This window comes from Veillonella parvula, assembly GCF_945949885.1.
GTDB classification, from domain to species: Bacteria; Bacillota; Negativicutes; order Veillonellales; family Veillonellaceae; genus Veillonella; species Veillonella parvula_B.
Map to the genome: position 1 here is coordinate 1 of NZ_CAMFFZ010000037.1, position 14646 is coordinate 14646.

The window sequence follows — 14646 nt, forward strand, 5'->3', positions numbered from 1 at the left end:
AACACAAGGTTCACTATGGATTTTTTAGTTGTTCAATTTCATTCTACAATTAAGCGTTCTATTATTTTATCAAATCTAGGACATATAACTGAGTTTGTAAAATCTACCATTCCCCTTCAAATACGCGTTTGCGTGCTGCTTTTACGAGTACGGAATAATCATCCTCTACTACGTGATTAGATTTGTAAGCCCATCGTAAGAGTAGTGCAGAGTTCGCTACTACGAGAAGGCTACCACCGTTATGAACGAGGGCGCCCCAAACTGGGGATAATGTACCAATCATAGCCAAAATGATAGCTACGAAATTCAAAAGCAAGGAGAAAGAAAGATTAATTTTAATAGTAGTCATCATGCGTTTAGATAATGCCACTAAGTGAGGAATTTCCTTTACATTATCATTTACAAGAACGATATCTGCTGCCTCTACCGCGATATCGCTACCAACACCGCCCATGGCGATACCCACATCGGATTTTTTAAGGGCTGGTGCATCGTTTACACCATCGCCAACCATGGCTACGATGTTACCGTCTTGTTGTAATTGAGCCACTGTATCCATCTTGTCTTCTGGCAAACAGTCTGCAATCACATTGGATACGTTCAATCGTTTACCAATCGTTTTCGCTGTTGCCACATGGTCACCTGTTAAAAGCACAGGCATCACATCAAGTTCGTTTAAGGACTCTACTACGGCGCGACTTTCACGGCGAACACGATCCGCCAAAGCCACATAACCAGCCAATACACCATCAACGGCAACATATACAATGGATGCACCTCGGTTCAAATGCTCATAAACAGCCTCTTTCACAGAGTCAGCAATAGAAATATTAGACAAGGTCATCATTGCTTCATTACCAGCCAAAACGGCTTTATCTTGTACAGTCGCCTCTAAGCCTTTGCCAGGAACCATACGGAAGGAATCTATGGAATCGAAGCTTTCACCATAACGAGTAGCAAAGCCATTCACGATAGCTTTGCCCAATGGATGCTCAGATTTAGTCTCTACCGAAGCAACCAATCGATACAACTCATCAGTAGGTATGGAACCAACAGTCTCAACGGCGGTCACCTCAGGTATACCATAGGTCAAGGTACCTGTTTTATCAAAGGTCATCGTATCAACCTTCGCCAAGCGTTCCATAATATTACCACGGCGCACGAGGAAGCCGTGTTGGCTCGCATTAGAAATAGCCGCCATAATCGCTGCCGGCGTTGCCAATACAAGAGCACAAGGACAGAACACAACGAGGATGGTTACGGCACGAATGATTTCTCCAGTTACCACATAGGTGCCAACCGCGGCCAATAACGCAATCACTACAATCCATGTGGCCCAACGGTCAGCCAAGCTAACGATTTTCGCATTACCTGGGTCAGTAGATTTAACGAGCTTAATCATGCGTTGAATAGAACTGTCTTCGCCCTCTTTTGTAGCACTCATATCGAAGGCGCCGAATTGGTTCACCGTACCAGAGAAGACCTCGTCACCCATCGTTTTATCGACCGGCATGGATTCGCCAGTCATAACGGATTGATCAATTGCTGTATCACCAGACAAAATCATGCCGTCCACAGGAATAACCTCACCAGGCAACACGCGGATTACGTCGCCTACCATTACGATATCTGCAGGCAAAATCTCCTCCTTGCCGTTGCGGACGATGCGCGCCGTTGTAGGCGTCAATTTAACGAGACGTTCGATGCCCGCTTGCGCTTTAGATACGGTGAACTCTTCGAGCATGGCCCCCAGTTGCATGATGAAAGCAATCTCTGCCGCTGCAAATACTTCACCGATAGCAACAGCTGCAATTAATGCTAAGGACACGAGTAAGTCTGCTTTTACGTCAAACTCTTCGTACATGGCAACCGCTGCGCCCCACACGATAGGAAGGCCACATAATAGTATTGTGAGCCAAGCCCAATCAAAGGGAAAGCCTAAACGAATGCCTAATAAACTAAATACTACACCGATACCACCGGCTACTAATGTAATCTTTTCACGATTCAAATCGAACCATTCTTCTATTTTGCTCCACCGTTCCATACGTACCTCCTGTGAAAGCTTATATATAATGATATGTACACATTGATTATGGATTACATACATGCGTCCATGTATATAACACCTTACGGCAAACATTCTTTATTAATTTTTCTGTTTACCATTTCTGCCGTTAGTATACCCATAGGGGTATACCTTATGATTATGTTATACCCCTATGGGTATACTTATGTCAATAGCAAAATATGTGCAAACATTCATATATAATTAAAAGCACAGGTAAATACTGGATTTATTGAGATTATATTATTCACGCATGACCATATTACACAAATGCATGAACAGTTATTCATATATATTGCTACCGTTGATAACTTGCTATATAAAATATATTTTGATGATTTCCAATCTATTCAATATTATCTATAATTAGCCTTTATAATAACTATTTATCATAATTAAAAATAAAACATAGTCGACTACATACCCTACATGGTATCATTACAAATGACATGTTGTAGAAAGGATGTGTAACGATGTCGATTTTCTCTCCTGCTCCTCATATTGAACGTTTACCAGAGGCGCAAATCGATTCCACCTACAAACGTCTTCGACGCGAAGTCTTTGCAGGTACATTTATTGGTTATGCTACATTCTATTTGATCCGTCAAAACTTTAGTTTAGCTGTTCCGTACATGATTGCTGAGTACGGCTACACCAAAGCGGATCTTGGTATAGTTATGACCATCTTATCCGTAGCTTACGGCGTAAGTAAATTTGTTATGGGTAATGCGTCTGACCGCTCTAACCCAAAATACTTCTCCACAGTAGGTCTATTGCTTAGTGCTTTAGTTATGTTATTATTCGGCACCTTACCAGGTGTTATGAGCAGTATTCCTATCATGTGCGTTCTTGCCTTATTAAACGGTTGGTTCCAAGGTATGGGCTACCCTCCATATGCGAAAAACATGGTAACTTGGTTCTCCCGTTCCGAACGCGGTGCTTGGTGGTCCTGGTGGAACGTTTCCCACAACCTAGGTGGCGGCATCATCGCTCCTCTTGCTACGCTTGGCATCTACCTATTCGGTACATGGCATAGTATCTTCTTCTTCCCTGCCCTTATCTCTATCGTGTTAGCGATTATTACCTTTGTATTGCTGAAAGATACGCCTCAATCCTGTGGCTTACCGCCTATCGAAGAATACAAACATGAAGTCGTTCATACACATACAGAACATGAAGAAAAAAGTACTTTCAAAGAAATCTTCTACAAATATATTTTGCATAATAAATACTTATGGTATCTTGCGATTGCAAATATCTTTGTATACTTCATCCGTTACGGCGTAGTTAGCTGGGCTCCGACCTATTTAACCGCTGTGAAAGGCTTCACAAAAGAAGGTTCCCGTTGGGCTTACTTCTTATACGAATGGGCCGGTATTCCAGGCATGCTCGTAAGTGGCTACTTGAGTGACCGCGTATTCCGTGGCCGTCGTGCTCCAGCTACGATTTGCTTTATGTTATTCGTTATCTTGGCAATTCTCGTTTACTGGTTCAACCCTGCAGGCAATATTCTCATCGATAACTTAGCACTCATCGCTATCGGCTTCCTCATCTACGGTCCTGTTATGATGATTGGCCTTCAAGCAGCAGATATGGTGCCACGCGTAGCAACAGGTGGTGCTACTGGCCTTACAGGCCTTCTTGGTTACCTCATCGGTTCTGCTGGTGCTGGTGCTTTCATGGGTCTCATGGTTGATCTCTACGGTTGGGATGGTGGTTTCATTGCCCTCGTTGGTGCATGTATCCTATCCATCGTATTCCTACTCCTCACCCTTGGAGACAAAAGACAACAATAGAATATGTACTGTATAATACGTAATGTATAAATACATACTGTACAGCTCACTGTTATATATACAAAACTCCCCTAGTAATACTTATGATTACTAGGGGAGTTTAATTATTTATGCGATGCACAAGGAGCCGTTTAATACTTTCAAATTATACACGAGACCAAGTCGCGCCAAGCCATGCAATGCAGCGGCCGTTACAGGATTGATAGATCCTAACACACCAGCACCGATAATGACAACGTGGAACAAAATGGACACGATGAGTAAGCCCAAATGACATTGTTTCGCCTCTTTTGAAAGCCCCGCTGTCGGAGAGTTTTCATCTACGAGAGAACCCATCATAAGTGCCACAAGAACGAGTTCCAAAGAGCATGGGCAAAGAATAACTAGCAATGTAATGGTATGCATAAAGTTCTGCGTCAATGCATAGGAACCCATGGAAAGCAACATGACAGCCACAACAATAACAGATGAATAATTGTTGACGCCCTGACGCAAGGCTACAAGCTGTGTAGGCATGGTCGGCAACATATCATCATCCAATGTATAATGTACGTCGCCCGTAATAAGCTGCTCTAAGAAAAAGCCACCATGTACGATGAGTCCTACATAAGCTGCCGTATGATAATCTCCAATCGCAATAAGCGCCACCATGGCTATCACGATGAGAAAATTAGCATGAATCTCTAAATGATCCAAAATACTTTGCACGCTGTTAATGAGCAATGGCAAGCCACAAATGATGACCGTTACCCACGCCAAATCAATAGCTGGGTTCATAGGCTCCGTAAGCGCATCTAATATAATAAATAACAAGCCGAGTGCCAAAATAGCCCCCTGCGTACGCAGAGAAACCTGCGCTGATAAAGACTGTAAAAACTTCATATAGACCTCTCTATAAATGAGATACCGGCCTTACTTAATCCGGAAATAAAATACAAAACAATTTATTAAATAGTAAGGTACACCCATGCAATATGACACTAATCTTGTGTTAATATCGTACTAATATTAACCTAACAGTAATCAACTACCGATCTGAAGTACCTTTTGTTTCTATTCTAAATTTTTATAGTACCCATAGGGGTATATCTATTGTGTAAGTATTATACAAAATATATAAGTTATATACAAATCAAATTTTTTGATAAATGAGAGCCCCCAATTGTTGCTCTAATTTCATAAATTGTATAAAAAAGGAACGGACCTATCTCTAAAAATGACTTAGCTCGCTATGGAGACTTTTAGAGATAGGTCCGTTCCAACCCAATACAATATGAAATTAGAGCTTCAACGCCTCAATCCATTCTGCTTCTTTAAATCCAACGAGTACTTTGTCTTCAAGAACCAAGATAGGACGTTTTACAAGCATGCCATTAGATGCTAATAAAGCTAGTTTTTCTTCTTCACTAAGATTTGGCAATTTATCCTTTAATTGTTGTTCACGGTAAATCATACCAGAAGTATTAAAGAATGCTTTCAAATCCTTGCCAGATTGTGGATACCAAGCAGCGATTTCCTCTGCTGTAGGATTTTCGGACTTGATGTCACGATCTATGTACTTAATTTTGTGATCATCTAAGAATTTCTTTGCTTTTTTGCATGTTGTGCATTTAGGATATTCAACGAATAACATAGGTTCTCCTTATATCAGTATTCAATGTTGTAACAACTTACTAATTTAAGATAATTTTACCAAATACATCGAAAATTATCAATCTCTTATTGACAGTCTACGGGTTCTAATGAAGCACAATGTGTAATAGAGGATAATACTTCATCCATACCCTCACTGAGTTTTGCGGTACGCAAATCAACATCCATCTGTAAACGCAAGAAATACCCTTCCGAAACACCAAAGTATTTCGCTAAACGCAACGATGTATCTGCTGAAATAGACCGTGTACCATTCAATATTTCTTGAATCCGTGAAACAGGCACATGTATATCCTTAGCTAATCGATATGCAGATAGTCCTAATGGATCCATAAACTCTTCCTTTAATATTTCACTAATGGTAGGTGTAGGAATAAACTTTTCCATATTAATTTCCTCTCTATTAATGATAATCTACAATTTCTACATCATAAAAACTACTAATATCTTTCACTTTAAAACACAGTCTATACTGACTATTAATCCGCAAACTATACTGACCAAATCGATCTCCTTGCAACAACTCCAAGCGATTACCTGGTGGCCAACGTAAATCTTATAATGATTCAGCATTATCTAACAATAGTAATTTACGAAGAGCTAGCCTTTGTATAAACGGAGAAAAGCGTTTGGAAAAGCTTTGATAGTAAACTTTTTCTGTTTCCTTATCCTTAAATCCGATAATCATAGAATCTCTCCTTTAATTATACCTGTTAAACAGGTGTAATTCAATAACATATACTTGAAGAATAACTATACATAGAATTGAAATTATTCTACAAACAATTTTGGTAAAAGAATTCTATAAAACATCATTTAAATCCTACACTTGCGATGACTCTATTGGTCACCTATTTCGGAATGTAATAAATTTACCTTATTGTCATAATTGAATTAAAACTATCATTAATTCGCACATCTACTAAATTGATTTTAAAAAGTAAAAAGACCTACATCCTCGACCGTATCATGTACAAAGTACACATCAAAGGTTCAGAGAATATAGGTCTCTTATAAAAATCTATATATTGTTGTAATGCTAATTATAGCAAAAATGTAAGCCCCATTGCCATGAAAATGGCTGGCAAAAGGTTTGCAATACGTACTTTACCAGGCCAGATGAGGTCGATACCAACGCAGAAAATCAGAATAGATCCGACGTAGGATAGGTTATCGATGGCACTAGGTGTCATCAGAGGCGCTGCAATATGTGCCATCGCCGTGATGAACCATTGCGTAATACCTACAGGAATAAAGGAGAACAGTGCCCCTTTTCCCATAGAGGATACCATAACCATAACGATAATACCATCGAGGATGCCTTTCAATAATAGCGTTTGATAATTTCCAGTAAGGCCGTCTTGAATAGAGCCCAGTACCCCCATAGCACCTACAGTAAACGTCAAAGATGCAGTAATAAAAGCATGTGTAAACTTTGGATCACCAGCATTGCCAGTGCGAGCTTTCATCCAATCACCAAACACGGTAATCCAATGATTAAGATCGATAATTTCGCCAATCACGGCGCCTACGACCATGCTAATAATCATCAATAGCGGCCCCGTTGTTTGTAGAGATCCGTTGACAATGACGAGCATATACTGCATAGCCCCGCTCATACCGAGAAGGAGCACGATAATACCGCTCACAATCATGAGCGTCTGCTTTAAATTTTCTTTCATAAAGCGACCAAACGCGAGGCCACATAGACTACCAGCTATAATGAGACCAATGTTAATGGCCGTTCCCAAACCAATCATATATTTCCCTTCTTTAATTGTGAAAGTAACACTATCAATTTACTTCAGTATAACAACTACATCGAAAGAAATCAATTTATATGGTATAAAATATATACTATGAAATTGGATTAATTAAAGATTCTTTAAGACCATACATATAGCCTGTTTAATGCTGTTATAAGGCTCCCTAATACAGTATTGCTCCTCTTATAACATTATATACAGCAAAAAGCCTCTACCCAATAAGGTAGAGGCTCTGTATAGTTTATAGCGTTGAGAGAGAACTAATGATAGACCCACTTAGGAGAGAGAGAATATGTGTTTATATAAAGTGGGCCAACATGAGATGAGTCGCTATCACCTCATCAATTTTAGTATACACCCAATTCCACATAACAACCAATTCAATTATGTAAACTCAATCATGCGCAAAAACTATTGTTAACTAATCTCTGCTTATCTCCCTTAAGCTTCATCGTCTACAGGTAAACGTACGATATCTGCTGTTTTATTAATCTCCTCAAAACAAGGGCAGTCTTTACCATGATCATTGATGAGACCACTGGCTTGTAGGTGTGAATAAATTGTTACAGGCCCTACAAACTTAAATCCCCGTTTCTTTAGATCTTTGCTAATCCGCGTGGATAGACCATTTTTAGTAGGGAAATGCCCTTCAGGATGATTTTCATAGATAATCGTCTTATTATCTGTGAACCCCCAAATATAGTTACAAAACGAACCAAATTCAGATTGAATACGTTTAAAAGCCGCAGCATTATTGATAATAGCTTCAATTTTAGGACGATGCTTAAGCATTCCCTCCGTCTGCATGATGCGTTCAATGTCACTTTCACCATAAACAGCCACCGCATCAATATCAAAATGATCAAAGCATTCTCGAATGATATCTCGTTTATTCAAAATCGTAAGCCAACTGAGACCACATTGGAGGCTTTCAAGACAAATATGTTCAAATTGATGTTGATCATCATGAATTGGTCGTCCCCACTCGTAATCGTGGTAATCCTGATATAAAGGCGTCGTCGGCCATTCACAAGTCGTCATCACACACCTCCATGCGCCCATACGAGAACGTCATACATGAGCGCTACTACGAGACCCATTACGAGATGACCACCCACGTAAAATGGCACCAAATAATAAATGAATAAAAGTAGGGAATGCAAGGCTTTACGAAGCCATACAATCGGCGTAGATGTGTCGTCACCTACCTTACTATCAAGCCAATTATGGACGGCATAAATAGGTGTTCCTAAACGGCGAATCCAGTCCGGAACACGTACCCCAGGATTCAAACCAGGGCAATAGAAGATCACCAAGGGCAACGCCACCACATCAATGACGAGCAGTATGGTTAGCATAAAAGCGAACCAATCTAATTCGCCTTCCCATGTAAAAGGCTGTGCCATGAAACGGGCACCCCACAAATAGGCCTTGTATACGATATACGGTTCTAATAGCCATAATAAGGGCTTCACTACACTCATGGGACTACCTACACCAAACAAAAAATAATAAAAACTACGCATTTGCGTAGTCATTTCATATATACAACATTCCGATTATATCGACTGAATACTAAGGATATAGTGATTTTCTAGGCCAGAAAATCACTTCATACACACCATTTTTTAGTCCTTACATACGTCGATTTTCATACTAATATTATATCAGATTTTGCAGTTTTTGTGGGATTATATTTTATAAAAATTTTATCAAATCATGCTATTTATAGTAATTATCAATAAAAGAGCTCACTATATAAGCCATTCATTACACTTAGCTTTTGTATACTTATTTTTCATCGATTTTATGATATATTTTGATGAATACTTGAATCAATATAGCCATTTAGTTATATAATTATACTTAATAACATAATCTATGGATTACTTACAACACCAATAGATACGGGAGATACTACCATGACAAAACTATCACTATTAGTAGGTGCTTTTATCATGAGCACTATATTATCACCAGTAGGAGCCATCGATGTTAATATTCCTGGTGCAGATCCGAAGATTCCAAAAGATGCCTATATAAATTACCAAGCTACGAACCCAGCTATTGAAAAGGATGTAGCAAACTATGTGGAAACATTAAAGTTAACGGACAAGACTAACGGTATTAGTAAAAACGAAATTGAGTATGCTAAAGCTGCCTCTGTATATCGCGGTCAACATTACCATAATACGGTCATTTCCGTTCATGACCAATACAACCAAATTCGGCTTTCATTCCCTGTAGCGGGCATAAAAAGTGATTATGATATAGGGCGTTACAAAAATCCGAGTCGAACCATTGAGGACTATCGAGTTTTAACCAATAACGGAAGTCTCAATTTAGAAATTGACTATGCTGATTACAAAGATCAGAATTGGCGTAACACTAAAATACCCTATGAGAAACTAACAGAAAATGACGTCCGTAATTTCTTGCAAGCCAATGCGAAACGAAAGTCCTCAAAACAGATTTCTGATATAAAGGGTACTGTATTTTCATATCCTACTGTTACCTACAGCACTTGGGATAGCATGAAGATGCCACACCTTAAAAACGGTAAAAAAACAACGCTCACCATCGACACGATTAATTTTAAATTTAAGGGCTATAACATGCGTTATCCTTTATATCACGCAGGGTTTGTCTATTATGATAACAACCCCGTTCTGAACAAGGTTCCTACAGATAAATTATTGGCTAATTATGTGCTTCCCTCTGTACAAAACCTAAATGAATTAAATCAATATTCACGCATAGAAAGCTTAAACGGTGTACAATACCGCGTACCAAAAGACGCCATATACGAAGGTGAAAGTAAAGGCACCGACCACCAAGATATTAGATACTACAAAAAAGGAGACATAACATTCTTTATTTCTACTGATAATGTTCCTAAAAACCCATATGCGCATGAACTTGTTATAAATGGTCATTACAATTTTAAAACTGATTTAAATACGTTCTGGGATATTTACCGTTACCATCCATCAGCATCAGACTATATCAATTACTCAGTTGTATGGAACAATAACATCCCTGGTCTATCCATACACAGCTATGAACCTAATAAGAACGATCACATTCTAACCTTTCACTCCTATGATGGAACCTATAGCTTTACCTATGTCATCTTTTATCCAAGTTTTTTAAATGCTGAGGAAGTTCAAAAATTACGGAATATGATTGAGTTTTTTGATTCTACCAATAATCCTAATTTTAAAATGCAAGAGCATGTTCTATTTCCAGAAACATAGAAGATCAACATCCATTAAAGCACCGTTCAAAAGCAACCTAATATTATAAGATATGTAAACGTTCCCTACTCTACAGCCATAGCAAAATCTAATGCTAATATATCGCTTAATGAGTCTCACTTTACTCTCATATTTTCCTCAATATAAAAAAGCATTATATTATACAAATGTATAAATTAACTAACAAAAGTCGAGCAACTAAACGATAGAAGCTCGACTTTTTTAGTACCAGAAAACTAAAATATACTTAGTTAAGATACAGCATTCACGGTATCCCAAAGAATTGCATGTATGTCTTCATTTGTTATGTGGACAGACTAGCCCTCTATGGCGTCAACTACTTCGCCAATGTACATATAATGAGGTTCCCAACGATCCTTACCAGCTTGGGTGTACATGGACGGATTCGCTGCATAATATTCCTTTACATGGGCTGCTAAATGAGATTCGTCAAATTGATGTTCATACAGTTTTTTACATACAAATGTTAACTCTGCTTCTTTGAAAGTCACCCCATCGCCTGCCGCCACTGGGGTTAGTCCAGAGTTAGCTACCTTATCTTCGTCGCGACCAGAATGAGATCCTAAATAACCAAGCGCCTTGCGGTAGCTTTCAGAGAAGAAACTCACTGTAAAGGTATCGTATTTTGCCATGAACTCCTGCGTATAGCGAGCTGGATGGATGTACACCGTCACCGTAGACATGTCGCCACCATTCGGGCCCCACACGTTGCCCATGCTGCCCCAACTAACTGTACACGTATTAAAATCCTCAAGCGTACCGGCCGTAACAAGAGCCCAACGATCCTCGAACATGGTAAAAGCTTTATAATCTTTTGTTTCAAATGGTTTCATAAGGACCTCCAGTTTATCTCAATTTGACGATATAAATCTTTACCCCTATAATATAGGTAGATAGTCAGACGAGTCGTAACGTCGGGCGCATCTCGAAAATCAAAATACTTAGGAAATGGCCTTTCTGTTTACTTAGCTACCATGCGGTAACGGAGGGCTATTTGCTTTTTGTAAGGCAAATAAGGGCTACTAAGGCTCCAAAAGCAACAACCACAGTTATTACCTGTAATAAGAGCATGATTATTTCATAATCACTCATAGGCTTATCCCTCCCTTCGATGACGAAGAGAGGCCCAACCTCGTCTAACTATCCTAAGTCTATTATAGAGCAAACTAATATACGATACAATAAAAACCATATTATATAAATATATGAATAAACTAATAAAAGCCGAGCTAATTCTAATAATTAAAAGCTCGGCTTTTAGTTTATTTAACTTTTGAAGGGATACTAAAAATTTACCAATGGAATGCTTAAAATCATGGAAGCTATTATTAAGATATACACTACAAGACATAACTTTATCAAAAGCAATAAACTGCCAAACAAGACTTTATAGATAGGTGCTGCTTCTTTCTTAGATCGAATCCAGTCTTTAATTTCATAATATATTTTGGGCTTGTTAAAAGCCGGCGTTAATCGCTTACACCATAAAACAAGCCACAGAATACTGCATATATTACCAAAAAGAAAGAATAGAAATAGTCCGAAATCCTCCAATGAATATACTTTCAATATATAAATATAATAGAGTAGATGAGTAAACGCCCCTACGAAGTTGACCCATAGATAAATGAGATAAGATTTAAGCAAAAGCACTAATATAATTTTAATGTATTTGAGTTTACTCAATGACTCTCTCCTATCTAATATTATACAAGCTTAAAAACAAAGTTTTATTGAGTCAACAGTTTAACCCATTCCATATACCAAGGGATAAATACTGGGCTATTTTCGAGTCTCTCCTTATATGACCCTTCTTCTCGCCATTGTGGCTCTTTTCGTAATCTTGCCGCATCATCAAATCCCACATATTCAATCATATCTCTTAGCTGTTTATGTGTATAAGACGTTTTACTTTCATCATAATTAATGCGACAACTGTAATAGTATACAGAATCTTTCATAACATGACGAAGATAAGATTCATGATTGGGCTTATAGGCATCAACTAAAGAGCCAGGAATTCCGTTATTCCACACTACGGCGTACTGTGTAGGCGTCTCTAAATCATTATATTTATGTAAATAATATATTATTGGAACCTTAATCAGCGTGTTATCTGTCTCTTTGCTCATGATTGCACTACGTATTACCCGTATTTTAACCCCTGTATCCTCATAAGTTCTCACCTCATGTCTCTCATTTTCTACGGCTTCACTGACTAACTTAGCCGTCTTAGGAATGCGATAGTGAAAGTTCCCCCAATGCTCAATCTGGCTATAACTATCTAATCCAGCTAAGGATTCTATGGATGGAATAATATAATTACTCATCACCACTTCAGGTGCTTGATCTTGATATGGATCTTCTGTATTAACCCAACCACCATAGGTAATGCCATAGGCAGTTTTTGTATCATTCGGTGTGAATTCCGTATACATCACACGAGCATTGTTCGACATAAATTTCCAAGATGTATTTCGTAAACCTGGATACATATATTTTCCTTTACTTTCAGAATATGTATCAAGTGCTTTGCCATGCGGTGGACCTACCACTAAAAACGCACTCAAGCTTCTAACAGCAAAAAAAGGACCTTCTTTTCCAGATGGAGTTTCTACAACATCACCACGAAAACTAACATTTGGCACGGATATTCTAATATTCTTATCCCCTTCATGAATCAATACAACTGTTGATTGAGAATAATTTGCAAGCTCCAAAGCCTTAGAGAAACCAGGATGTTCCTGATTTAGCTTATCAAGCGTAGATGGCGGATTTTTAGGATTCGATTTTGCAAATTGACTATATGACTCTGCCTCTTGCTCCGCAACTTTATTAATATGCCAATAATTCTCATACGCATTAGCAGGAATACTCGCATTGATTCCAGGCACAGGTGGCTGTTCTTTCGGCACTTCAATCTGTACAGCGCATACATTCATGGTGAAAGCAGCTATCGCCGTCATCAGTAGTAAACTTTTACGTAGCATAAAAACCTCTCTTCTTTGCGTCTCTCATATTTACAAAACAAATAAGCACAACCTTATTAGCATAAGTATACTATGCAAATAAGATCGTGCCTATTATTTATAACTTTATATTTCACTATGTATGAGGTTTGTTTCTATTTAATATATGAGGTTCATCTCAATTTGACGATATAACATAACCTTACTATAATATAGATAGATAGTCAGACGAGTAGTGCCGTCAGGCTCATCTCTAAATCAGTAAAACATTAGGAAATGGCCTTTCAGTTATCTAGTTACACTAGGCAACGGAGGGCTATTTGTCTTTTGTAAGACAAATAAGCGCTATTAATGCCCCAAAAGCAATAACCACAGTTATCACCTGTAATAAGAGCATGATTAATTCATAATCACTCATAGGCTTATCCCTCCCTTCAAAAACGAAGAGAGGCCCAACCTCATCTGACTATCCCAAATCTATTATAGAACGAACTAATATACGATACAATAAGCATCATATTATATAAATATATGAATTAACAAACAAAGCCGAGCTACTAAAACAAGATAGCTCGGCTTTTATGTCGTTTCACAAATTTATAATCTACTAAATTCTAATTATATTACTCTCAAACCAAAACTTTAAAGAAGAATCTAATTTGCTCGTTTTAGAGATTTACAGAATTACACTACTCTCAAACTCCGGATAGATATAATCGACTTGATAAGTCGTTTTAGAGGTTTACAGAATTACACTACTCTCAAACGTATTTCTTCCGTTATCATCTTTTAGGATAGTTTTAGAGGTTTACAGAATTACACTACTCTCAAACAGAAGCTTGAGCCATACATTCAGGGAGTTCGTTTTAGAGGTTTACAGAATTACACTACTCTCAAACGGTGCTAAATGGCACGGATGCAACAGCTGTGTTTTAGAGGTTTACAGAATTACACTACTCTCAAACAGCCGACACAAGCCGAGGACCGATACACGTGTTTTAGAGGTTTACAGAATTACACTACTCTCAAACAATAAAGAACTGGATATGATCCCAGTTCGTGTTTTAGAGGTTTACAGAATTACACTACTCTCAAACCATGCATTGCCATATACCA

At 38.3% G+C, this 14646-nt stretch carries 13 protein-coding genes and 1 pseudogene; 3 read left to right on the top strand and 11 right to left on the bottom strand.

Annotated features, from left to right (window positions below):
* Nucleotides 1–103: 103 nt before the first annotated feature.
* A complete protein-coding gene (locus Q7O55_RS08890; protein WP_303929828.1) occupies nt 104–2047 on the bottom strand; it encodes a cation-translocating P-type ATPase in 1944 nt (647 codons plus the stop codon).
* Between the two features lie 494 nt (nt 2048–2541).
* On the opposite strand from Q7O55_RS08890, the gene pgtP reads away from it, so the two are divergent.
* Nucleotides 2542–3864: a phosphoglycerate transporter protein PgtP gene (pgtP, locus tag Q7O55_RS08895; protein ID WP_303929829.1), complete on the top strand. Its 1323-nt coding sequence runs from the start codon at nt 2542–2544 to the stop codon at nt 3862–3864.
* A gap of 108 nt (nt 3865–3972) precedes the next feature.
* Here the strand turns inward: pgtP and Q7O55_RS08900 are convergent, their stop codons facing one another.
* The 8 genes and pseudogenes from Q7O55_RS08900 to Q7O55_RS08935 form a co-directional block, all read right to left on the bottom strand.
* Nucleotides 3973–4746, bottom strand: a complete 774-nt coding sequence (locus tag Q7O55_RS08900) for a hypothetical protein (protein ID WP_303929830.1) — start codon at nt 4744–4746, stop codon at nt 3973–3975.
* Nucleotides 4747–5143: 397 nt separating this feature from the next.
* Nucleotides 5144–5497, bottom strand: coding sequence for a Spx/MgsR family RNA polymerase-binding regulatory protein (locus Q7O55_RS08905; protein WP_303929831.1), 354 nt, complete (start codon nt 5495–5497; stop codon nt 5144–5146).
* A gap of 86 nt (nt 5498–5583) precedes the next feature.
* Complete coding sequence (locus tag Q7O55_RS08910) at nt 5584–5904, bottom strand: HigA family addiction module antitoxin (RefSeq protein ID WP_004694508.1); 321 nt, start codon at nt 5902–5904, stop codon at nt 5584–5586.
* Nucleotides 5905–5920: 16 nt separating this feature from the next.
* A pseudogene (locus Q7O55_RS08915) lies at nt 5921–6061 on the bottom strand (type II toxin-antitoxin system RelE/ParE family toxin); the annotation flags it as partial.
* 12 nt (nt 6062–6073) lie between these two features.
* Nucleotides 6074–6205, bottom strand: a complete 132-nt coding sequence (locus Q7O55_RS08920) for a hypothetical protein (RefSeq protein WP_303929832.1) — start codon at nt 6203–6205, stop codon at nt 6074–6076.
* Nucleotides 6206–6560: 355 nt separating this feature from the next.
* Nucleotides 6561–7277 (bottom strand): DUF554 domain-containing protein, encoded by a 717-nt coding sequence (locus Q7O55_RS08925; RefSeq protein ID WP_303929833.1) that lies wholly within the window; start codon nt 7275–7277, stop codon nt 6561–6563.
* A gap of 447 nt (nt 7278–7724) precedes the next feature.
* Complete coding sequence (locus Q7O55_RS08930) at nt 7725–8324, bottom strand: DNA-3-methyladenine glycosylase I (RefSeq protein WP_303929834.1); 600 nt, start codon at nt 8322–8324, stop codon at nt 7725–7727.
* Complete coding sequence (locus tag Q7O55_RS08935) at nt 8324–8767, bottom strand: hypothetical protein (RefSeq protein WP_021148769.1); 444 nt, start codon at nt 8765–8767, stop codon at nt 8324–8326. The genes Q7O55_RS08930 and Q7O55_RS08935 overlap by 1 nt, the downstream gene beginning before the upstream one ends.
* Nucleotides 8768–9205: 438 nt before the next feature.
* On the opposite strand from Q7O55_RS08935, the gene Q7O55_RS08940 reads away from it, so the two are divergent.
* Nucleotides 9206–10540 carry a hypothetical protein gene (locus Q7O55_RS08940; RefSeq protein ID WP_303929835.1) on the top strand — a complete coding sequence of 445 codons (1335 nt, stop codon included), beginning with the start codon at nt 9206–9208 and terminating at the stop codon, nt 10538–10540.
* 317 nt (nt 10541–10857) lie between these two features.
* Here Q7O55_RS08940 and Q7O55_RS08945 read toward each other — a convergent pair whose 3' ends face one another.
* Entirely contained in the window at nt 10858–11394 is a 537-nt protein-coding gene (locus tag Q7O55_RS08945) for a flavin reductase (RefSeq protein ID WP_303929836.1), read from the bottom strand.
* A gap of 897 nt (nt 11395–12291) precedes the next feature.
* Nucleotides 12292–13551, bottom strand: a complete 1260-nt coding sequence (locus Q7O55_RS08950; protein WP_303929837.1) for a hypothetical protein — start codon at nt 13549–13551, stop codon at nt 12292–12294.
* A gap of 818 nt (nt 13552–14369) precedes the next feature.
* On the opposite strand from Q7O55_RS08950, the gene Q7O55_RS08955 reads away from it, so the two are divergent.
* The coding region (locus Q7O55_RS08955) for a hypothetical protein (RefSeq protein WP_303929838.1) at nt 14370–14646 on the top strand (277 nt) is incomplete at its 3' end.

Bases quoted from the DNA above. Each gene is read 5' to 3' on its own strand.
- Q7O55_RS08890 (WP_303929828.1), bottom strand. From the start codon at position 2,047: ATGGAACGGTGGAGCAAAATAGAAGAATGGTTCGATTTGAATCGTGAA.
- pgtP (WP_303929829.1), top strand. From the start codon at position 2,542: ATGTCGATTTTCTCTCCTGCTCCTCATATTGAACGTTTACCAGAGGCG.
- Q7O55_RS08900 (WP_303929830.1), bottom strand. From the start codon at position 4,746: ATGAAGTTTTTACAGTCTTTATCAGCGCAGGTTTCTCTGCGTACGCAG.
- Q7O55_RS08905 (WP_303929831.1), bottom strand. From the start codon at position 5,497: ATGTTATTCGTTGAATATCCTAAATGCACAACATGCAAAAAAGCAAAG.
- Q7O55_RS08910 (WP_004694508.1), bottom strand. From the start codon at position 5,904: ATGGAAAAGTTTATTCCTACACCTACCATTAGTGAAATATTAAAGGAA.
- Q7O55_RS08920 (WP_303929832.1), bottom strand. From the start codon at position 6,205: ATGATTATCGGATTTAAGGATAAGGAAACAGAAAAAGTTTACTATCAA.
- Q7O55_RS08925 (WP_303929833.1), bottom strand. From the start codon at position 7,277: ATGATTGGTTTGGGAACGGCCATTAACATTGGTCTCATTATAGCTGGT.
- Q7O55_RS08930 (WP_303929834.1), bottom strand. From the start codon at position 8,324: ATGACGACTTGTGAATGGCCGACGACGCCTTTATATCAGGATTACCAC.
- Q7O55_RS08935 (WP_021148769.1), bottom strand. From the start codon at position 8,767: ATGAGTGTAGTGAAGCCCTTATTATGGCTATTAGAACCGTATATCGTA.
- Q7O55_RS08940 (WP_303929835.1), top strand. From the start codon at position 9,206: ATGACAAAACTATCACTATTAGTAGGTGCTTTTATCATGAGCACTATA.
- Q7O55_RS08945 (WP_303929836.1), bottom strand. From the start codon at position 11,394: ATGAAACCATTTGAAACAAAAGATTATAAAGCTTTTACCATGTTCGAG.
- Q7O55_RS08950 (WP_303929837.1), bottom strand. From the start codon at position 13,551: ATGCTACGTAAAAGTTTACTACTGATGACGGCGATAGCTGCTTTCACC.